Here is a 5,759-nt window from a genome sequence, read left to right on the forward strand (position 1 = left end):
CGTGTGGAGCCCGTACGCGATGGGCCACCCGCCGCCGGCCGAGTTCCTCGCGGCCGTGCGCGGGCAGGGCGGCCAGGCCGTCGTCTGGCCCAAGGCCGGCTCCGCCTACTTCGCCGCCCCGCCCAACCCGGCCAACCCCTGGGCCGAGTACGTCTTCGCCGACGCCAGGCCCTGGACGGCCGCCAAGTTCCCGGCCGGGCAGCTGAGCGGCTGGTGGCACCAGTTCGTGGTCTTCGCGGGCGAGGAGATCCACGGCGATCCCCGGGACCCTGCCTCGATCAGCTTCATGGAGGCCACGATGGCACCCTGATCAGAGGCCGGTGTCCGGTGGCCACGCTCACCGTCGACGGCGGGCTCCGCGCCGACGTCGCGCCCGGCCAGGACGCTGACGCTGCGGGCCGTCGCCGAGGTGCCGCCCGGCACCGGTGAGATCGTCTCGGTGGGACCTCGGCGGCTCCGGCTCCTTCGCGACCGGGGGCACGTCCGCCTCGGCCGCGAAGGTGACCGTCGAGCGCCGGCACGTCTTCCCCGAGCCCGGCACCCATCGCCGGCACGTCTTCCCCGAGCCCGGCACCCATCGCTGGCACGTCTTCACCAGGCCTGGCATCCGTTTCGTGACCGTATGCGTGAGCTCCCAGCGTGGAGGCGATCCGGACACGCCGTACGCGCGCATCGGCGACCTTGCCCGGGTGCGGGTCGTGGTCGGCTGGCGTCGGAGGCCGTCGCGGATCACGTGGGGCGCTCCCGGTAGATTGCGCGCATGCCCTCCGCCCCGCGCCCGGACGACCGCGTCGCCTCCGCGTTCCGGTTCGCCACCGAGCTGATCGCCTGGGTCGCGACCCCGTGGGCCCTCGCCCCGCACTCCGTGCCGCTGGCCGTGCTGTCGGTCGTCGTGCTGATCGGCCTGCCCACGCTGTTCTCGACGCCGGGCGACAAACGGAACGTGATCGTCGCGGTGCCGGGGCCGGTGACGATCGCGCTGGTCCTGCTGCAGCTCGTGGCCGCGGTGGCGGCGGCGTGGGTCGCCTGGCCCGTCGTCGTGGCCGTGGCGGTGTCGGTGCTGGCCGTGGTCACCGCGGTGCTGGAGCTGCCACGCTGGCGGTGGCTGCTCTCCCGATGAGCCCGCGCATCGGCGACCTGCTCGGGTGATGGCGGTCTACTCGGGCGACGGGGCGAAGGCCTCGTGGAGCTCGGAGATCGAGGCCATCTCGGTGATGAACCCGAACCGGCCCGCTCGCATCTGCCGGGCTCCGTCCAGGAATGACCGCAGGGCCAGCCGGGAGAGCGCGCCGCCGATGCTCACCCGGCGCACGCCGATCTCGGCGAGCTGCTCCAGCGTGATCGAGGGGTCGGCGAAGCCCATCACGACGTTGACCGGCCTGCCGACGGAGGAGACGACCGCGCGCATCTGGTCGAGCGTGCGCAGGCCCGGCGCGTACAGGACGTCGGCGCCCGCCGCCTCGAACGCCTGCAACCGCCTGATCGTGTCGTCCAGGTCGGCGACGCCGTACAGGAGGTTCTCGGCCCTGGCGGTCAGGACGAGCGGGACGGGCAGGCCGCGGGCGACCTCGACGGCCGCGTGGATCCGCTCGACGGCGAGCCCGAAGTCGTAGATCGGCGTCCGGGGGTCGCCCGTCGCGTCCTCGATGGAGGCCCCGACGGCGCCGTACGCGCAGGCGTCCTCGATCATCTTGGCCGCCTCGGCGGGCTCGTCGGCGTAGCCGTTCTCGAGGTCGGCGTTCACGGGCAGCGGCGTCGCCTCGCTGATGAGGCGGCAGTTGTCGAGGATGTCCTGCCGGCTCGCCCGGGTGCGGCCGAGCATGTTGGCCACGCCGAGGCTCGTGGTGGCGATCGCCTCGAAGCCGAGGCCGGCCAGCAGCCGCGCCGTTCCGGCGTCCCACGGGTTGGGCAGCAGGAAGGGCTCCGGCCGCTCGTGGAGAGCCCGGAACCGGGCGGCCCTGGTCATCTGATCGGTCATGAGCCCACTGTCGTCGCCGCCGTCGCGATCCGTCAAATGCATAGATCTGACATTTGACATCAGGAATACTGATGGATCGTGACAGTGGAGGAGCTTGAGGCGTTCGTGTGCATCGCCCAGTCAGGCGGGTTCACGGAGGCGTCCAGGAGGCTCGACCGGTCCCAGCCCGCGATCAGCCGCCGGATCAGGGAGCTGGAGCGCTCGCTGGGCGCGGCGCTGTTCGAGCGGGCCGGTCGCCGGGTGGTGCTCACCGAGGCGGGACGGGCGCTGCTGCCGTACGCCGAGGCGGCCCTCGCCGCGATGCGCGACGGCGAGCGGGCCGTACGGGACCTGTCGCGGGAGCCCGCCGAGGCGCAGGCCCTCAGCCTGGCCATCGTCGGCACCCTGGCCGACTCGCACATCGTCCGGGCGCTGCGCGCGTTCGAGGCGGAGTTCCCCGACGCCTCGGTCGAGCTGCGCACCGCGACCAGCCGCGAGGTGAGCGCACTCGTACGCGGTGGCGAGGCCTCCCTGGGCCTTCGCTACTTCTCCGACGCCGACCCCAAGCTGGAGTCGATCCCGCTGGGTGTGGAGAAACTCCTGGTCGTGGTGGCCGCCTCGCACCCGGTCACCGCCCGCCGCCTGCCCGACCTGCGGGCGTTCCAGGGGGAGCGGTGGCTCGGCTTCCCGCCCGAGCGGGGTCAGTCCGACTCCTTCGGCCACCTTCTCGAACGCCTGCTGCTCGCGTCCGGGCTGGCCGACCCCGCGATCACCAGGATCGACAGCCTCACCGCGCAGCGCAGGCTGGTCGAGGCCGGGCTGGGCGTCGCGCTCATGCCCACCGGAAGCGTCCGGGAGGAGCTGCGCATCGGCAGCCTGCGGGCGATCGAGGTGGAGAGCATGGACGCGGGCCTGCCCGTGGTGGCCGTACGGAGGCGGAGTGGCCACCGGAGCCGGTTGGCGGCGGCCTTCCTGGACACGCTCAAGGATCACACGCCTGAGCTGCTGGGTTGACGCGGATGCGGGTTCGCCGGCGTTTCGATGGAACCGCCGGGAGTGCAAGCGCTGTCCAAGCCATGGGCGACGCCCGCACCGGCGCCTCACAGAGCGCCGGAACGGCGCCGCGGACGGCCCTTCCCGTCCACGGACGCGCGCTGGACGTCGCCCCCGCCAACCCACGTCGCCTCAGGCCGCCGTCACAAAGCCGCGTCCCCGCAGGCCGCCGCCGAGCCGCGTCACCTCAGGTCGCCGTCGAGCACCCGCTCCAGGAACCCGTCCAGGTTGGCGGCGGCCCGCACGATCCGCTCCTCCACGGTGAGCGACTCGAACCGGGTGCCCAGCTCCGTGCGCTTCTTGTCACGGACGTAGAGGGAGCAGGCCAGGTCCGCGCACATGTAGGCGCCGACCGTGTTGCCCTGCCGGCCCGCCGCCCCGGTCCTGGGCGCGGTGAACAGCGCCACCCCGGTGCCCGAATGCGGCGTGACGCAGACCGAGCACAGCGTGGACTTCGTGAAGCTCCTGCGCACCTCCTGCGCCAGGCGCAACGCCACACCGACCGCCCGACCGTCGCGCTCGGCCACCAGGTACGCCCGCTCGGGCGCCCCCGGGTCACGCCAGCCCAGGAAGTCGAGGTCGGTCCAGGGGGACTCGGACAGGTCGCGCGGGAGGCCGAGCCGGCGGGCCTCGCCCTTGGAGCAGTTGACGAAGGACGCGCGGATGTCGTTCTCAGAGAGGGGATTCATGATCGTTTCCTTGGGGGTTGCCCGGCCAATGCCTCAGCGCGACGTCGAGCACGTCGAGGATCTTCGTCCAGGTGTCCTGGAGGTCGCGCGGGTGGTTGAACCCGGCGCCCGCCTCCAGGCTGAAGAATCCCTGGTACGTGCTGCGCAGCAGGCGGATGGCGTCGGTCAGGTCCGGCTCCGGCAGCCCGTACGCGCTCAGGTGCGCGTACGTGATGGACATGATCCGCAGATGCCCCGCGGACTCGGCCACCACGGCCGCGTCCAGGGGCATCTGGGTGGCCTGGTAGCGGCCGGGACGGGTCCGCGCGAACTCGCGCCACGCACTGGCGAACCCGGCCAGCGACTCCTTGCCCGCCCGCCCCGCCGTCGCGTCGGCGAGCCGGTCGGCCAGGTCGCGGGCGGCCAGGACCGCCACCCGGACCCGCAGGTCCTTGAGGTTCTTGACGTGCGAGTACAGGCTCGCGTCCGCCACCCCGAACCGGCGTGCCAGCGCGGACACGGTGATGTTGTCGAACCCGACCTCGTCGGCCAGCTCCGCGGCCGCCTCGGTCACCCGGTCCGCCGTCAGCCCGGCACGCGCCATGGCCACCTCCTGAGCCTAAGCCGTCTAGTTATTTTCCTAGATGGGCTAGGTTAGCACCTCACAAGGTAGTGAGGAGGACCGGCCGCCCCTGAACGCCGGGGTCGGCGGCGAAGACGGCGCCCGCGTCCGGCTGCTCCGCCCGGTCCACGCCGAGCGCGGAGGTGGTGATGAACAGCCGGTCGAGGCCCTCGCCGCCGAACGTCACCGCCGTGACCCTCCGTACCGGCAGGCTGACGACGGCGTCGAGCCGGCCGCTCGCGTCGTAGCGGCGCACGGCCGCGCCCTCCCACAGCGCCACCCAGACCCCGCCCTCGGCGTCGACGGTCAGCCCGTCGGGAGCCCCATGCTCCGGATCGACGACCGCGAACGGGCGGCGCCCGCTCAGTCCGCCCTCCGGGTCGTAGTCGAGCACGTCCACCCGGCCGGTCGTGGTGTCGGCGTAGTAGGCCAGGGAGCCGTCCGGGCTGAAGTCGAACCCGTTCGAGATCGTCACCTCCGGCAGCACCACCCGCAGGTCGCCGCCGGGCCCGGCCACGTAGAACGACCCGCCCCCCGGGGTCTCGTCGTAGGCCATGCTGCCGATGTAGAAGCGGCCGTCGGGGTCGCAGCCGCCGTCGTTCATGCGGACGCCGGGGTCGCTCCACGCCTCGCCCAGGGAGCGCAGCGGGGCGTCCAGATCGTCGCCGTCGGACAGCAGCAGCTCGCGCTCGCCCGCGACCACGTAGCCGCCCGACGTGCGCGGCCGCAGCGCGGCGGCCACCTTGCCCACGTGGCGGCGGCGCACCCCGCCCCGCGGGTCGAGCGCCAGCACGTCGCCGGCCAGCATGTCCACCCACCGCAGCCCGCCCCACCGGCTCGACCACACGGGCCCCTCGCCGTGCTCGGCCACGGGGTCGGTCACGGTGTACGCGGCGATGCTCATGACGCTCTCCCAGGAGGTCGCGGGGTCGTGATCCACGACCCTATCGGGAGCCGGGAGATAGCTCTGGTACGCTCTCGGCCAGATCGTCCCTAGGAGGTGAGACCCATCAACGCTGTTGCAGGCCGGGTGCTCCCTCCCCATGATCAGGATTAGGTGACCACGGGAGCGCCCATCGGCATCCCGAAAGGCTCTCATGTCGGTTTTTTCGTCATCTGTCCCTTCAGCCGCCCCCACCCCCGCCGTCGTCGCCAGGCTGCGCGCCGCAGGCTGCGTGTTCGCCGAGGACGAGGCCGAGCTGCTCGTCTCCACCGCCCGCACCCCCGCGGAGCTCGCCGCGATGGTCGAGCGCCGCGTCGCCGGCGAACCCCTCCAGCACGTCCTCGGCTGGGCGGAGTTCTGCGGCCTGCGGATGGTCGTGGAGCCGGGGGTGTTCGTGCCCAGGCCGCGCACCGAGTTCCTCATCGGCCAGGCCGTCGCGCTGGCCCGCCGCGTCGCGGGGCCGCCGGTCCTCCTCGACCTGTGCTGCGGCAGTGGCGCGGCGGGGGCGGCGCTGGC

The 5,759-nt window shown here is 73.1% G+C and carries 7 protein-coding genes and 1 pseudogene; 4 read left to right on the forward strand and 4 right to left on the reverse strand.

What is annotated here, in order from left to right:
- The coding region (locus tag ACWDX9_RS58750; RefSeq protein ID WP_449972212.1) for a hypothetical protein at nucleotides 1-310 on the forward strand (310 nt) is incomplete at its 5' end.
- A gap of 450 nt (nucleotides 311-760) precedes the next feature.
- Entirely contained in the window at nucleotides 761-1,120 is a 360-nt protein-coding gene (locus ACWDX9_RS58755) for a hypothetical protein (protein WP_449972215.1), read from the forward strand.
- 36 nt (nucleotides 1,121-1,156) lie between these two features.
- Here the strand turns inward: ACWDX9_RS58755 and ACWDX9_RS58760 are convergent, their stop codons facing one another.
- Nucleotides 1,157-1,978: an isocitrate lyase/PEP mutase family protein gene (locus ACWDX9_RS58760; protein ID WP_449972218.1), complete on the reverse strand. Its 822-nt coding sequence runs from the start codon at nucleotides 1,976-1,978 to the stop codon at nucleotides 1,157-1,159.
- A gap of 84 nt (nucleotides 1,979-2,062) precedes the next feature.
- Between ACWDX9_RS58760 and ACWDX9_RS58765 the strand changes: the two genes are divergently transcribed.
- Nucleotides 2,063-2,971, forward strand: a complete 909-nt coding sequence (locus ACWDX9_RS58765; RefSeq protein ID WP_449972221.1) for a LysR family transcriptional regulator — start codon at nucleotides 2,063-2,065, stop codon at nucleotides 2,969-2,971.
- 221 nt (nucleotides 2,972-3,192) lie between these two features.
- Here ACWDX9_RS58765 and ACWDX9_RS58770 read toward each other — a convergent pair whose 3' ends face one another.
- The 3 genes from ACWDX9_RS58770 to ACWDX9_RS58780 are packed head-to-tail and all read right to left on the reverse strand — an operon-like array spanning nucleotide 3,193 to nucleotide 5,204.
- Nucleotides 3,193-3,699: an FBP domain-containing protein gene (locus ACWDX9_RS58770; protein WP_449972223.1), complete on the reverse strand. Its 507-nt coding sequence runs from the start codon at nucleotides 3,697-3,699 to the stop codon at nucleotides 3,193-3,195.
- Nucleotides 3,683-4,282, reverse strand: coding sequence for a TetR/AcrR family transcriptional regulator (locus ACWDX9_RS58775; RefSeq protein WP_449972226.1), 600 nt, complete (start codon nucleotides 4,280-4,282; stop codon nucleotides 3,683-3,685). Before ACWDX9_RS58775 ends, ACWDX9_RS58770 begins: the two co-directional genes overlap by 17 nt.
- A 58-nt stretch (nucleotides 4,283-4,340) precedes the next feature.
- Entirely contained in the window at nucleotides 4,341-5,204 is an 864-nt protein-coding gene (locus tag ACWDX9_RS58780; RefSeq protein WP_449972229.1) for an SMP-30/gluconolactonase/LRE family protein, read from the reverse strand.
- 193 nt (nucleotides 5,205-5,397) lie between these two features.
- Here ACWDX9_RS58780 and ACWDX9_RS58785 point away from each other — a divergent pair.
- A pseudogene (locus tag ACWDX9_RS58785) lies at nucleotides 5,398-5,759 on the forward strand (putative protein N(5)-glutamine methyltransferase); the annotation flags it as partial.

Source organism: Nonomuraea sp. NPDC003201 (assembly GCF_053590415.1).

Excerpts from the sequence above, each read along its gene's own strand:
- ACWDX9_RS58755 (WP_449972215.1), top strand. The coding sequence starts at position 761 with ATGCCCTCCGCCCCGCGCCCGGACGACCGCGTCGCCTCCGCGTTCCGG.
- ACWDX9_RS58760 (WP_449972218.1), bottom strand. The coding sequence starts at position 1,978 with ATGACCGATCAGATGACCAGGGCCGCCCGGTTCCGGGCTCTCCACGAG.
- ACWDX9_RS58770 (WP_449972223.1), bottom strand. The coding sequence starts at position 3,699 with ATGAATCCCCTCTCTGAGAACGACATCCGCGCGTCCTTCGTCAACTGC.
- ACWDX9_RS58775 (WP_449972226.1), bottom strand. The coding sequence starts at position 4,282 with ATGGCGCGTGCCGGGCTGACGGCGGACCGGGTGACCGAGGCGGCCGCG.
- ACWDX9_RS58780 (WP_449972229.1), bottom strand. The coding sequence starts at position 5,204 with ATGAGCATCGCCGCGTACACCGTGACCGACCCCGTGGCCGAGCACGGC.